A 1,464-nucleotide genomic window follows, 5' to 3' on the forward strand; every position below is an offset into this window, starting at 1 on the left:
GCGGCGGCTGCTCGTTTTGGTGGCCGGGTGGGCAGGGTCTGATTCGTTGTGTTTGAGGGTGGGTTGAGTGAGGAGGCGCGTGGTCTTATTCGTCTGTTGACGGGTGCGGAGTATCCGGAGATTGAGGCGTGGTATTTGCGTGCTCTTGCGGAGCAGCACAGGGTGACGGCTGCGGCGTTGCGGCGGCTGGGTGTGGTGGTGGGGGAGGTTGAGCGGGCGGCGCGGGCGCAGTTTCTGGGTGGTGTGACTCAGGAGGCGTTGGGGAAGCGGTCGCGGGTGTTGCGTGGGGTGCTGGGTGATGTCGCGGATGGGTATGACGCGAATGCTGATGCGTTGTTGAAGACCGCGCTGACGGTTGAGTATGCGCAGTTCATGGCGTGGGCGATGCTGGCGTGGTTCGTGGCGGAGATCTTCATCGCGGTGGTCACGCTGCGGTTCCATCTGATCCCTGAGATCTATCTGGTGGCGCGGACGCAGTTGTCGCGGTTGTTGTCGGCGTTGCTGGAGCATGTGGTGACGTCGATGACGCTGGAGGTCGGGGTCGCGGGGGCGTTGGACCGGATCGTGCAGCAGGTGCAGCGTTCGCGGGGGTACCGGCGGGAGTTCGACCGTGAGGCGACGCGGTCGGCGCTGGTGGGCGGTGCGCTGGGCGGGGCGCTGGCGATCCCGGCGGGTGTTGCCGCGGAGCGGATCGCGCACGTGCTCGCCTCGCATCTGGGTGCTGGTGTGCGCACGGCTGTGGAAGCACGGCTGAGGGAGCTGGGTGCGGGTGATGAGCTGGCCGCGGGTCTGGGCGGGGATGTCGGCGCTGTGCTGTCGCGGAGTGAGAGTGATCTGCCGGCCGCGTTCTCTTCCGGGGCGGGTTCGCGTGAGGTGCGGGCGCAGGGCGCGACCCGGTTCGGTGAGGCGTTCGGGGAGGTGTTCGTCACCCACTTCGCCCCCACTGCGGGCACCGCTGGTGGCGGGGCTGCTGGTGCCGGGGTGCGGGAGGCGGGCCGCGCCTACGGGCAGGCCCTCTTCCATGCCCTGGCCCCGCGCACCGACCGCAAGAACGGTGAGGTGTTCGGCGAGGTCTGGGACCTTCCGGCGGCCGGTGTTGTTCCCGCTGCCGTCCGGGCTGTCCTGGACGAGCTGCCGGGCGTGATCCGGCAGGAGACCGCCTCCGGTGTCCAGTGGCTGCGCAGCGCAGCCGGCCTGCTGAGCGGTGGCGTCATGGAAGGCGCGGGGGAATCCCTCGCCGACCTGCTGTCGAACCTCGCCCTGACCGGCCAGGCCGCCACCGACCCCTTCACCTTCGTCAGCGCCCTGTTCGCCGGTATCGCCCAGCCCGCCCTCGCCGACGGTGCCAGCAAGGCAGCCCAGGCCGCGGCCACCGCAGCCAGCCACCTCAAAGACCACACCACCATCCCCACGGCCACAACGCAGCCCACCCCGCCCTCCTCGCCGGCGTCACCCACCCCCACC

Annotated in this window: 1 protein-coding gene; it reads left to right on the plus strand. The window is 69.9% G+C overall.

Annotated features, from left to right (window positions below; genetic code table 11):
* Positions 1-63 precede the first annotated feature (63 nt).
* Positions 64-1,464 (plus strand): hypothetical protein (locus AQJ11_RS39215; RefSeq protein WP_159061781.1); only part of this gene is annotated, 1,401 nt, incomplete at its 3' end.

It is taken from the genome of Streptomyces corchorusii (assembly GCF_001514055.1).
GTDB classification, from domain to species: Bacteria; Actinomycetota; Actinomycetes; order Streptomycetales; family Streptomycetaceae; genus Streptomyces; species Streptomyces olivaceoviridis.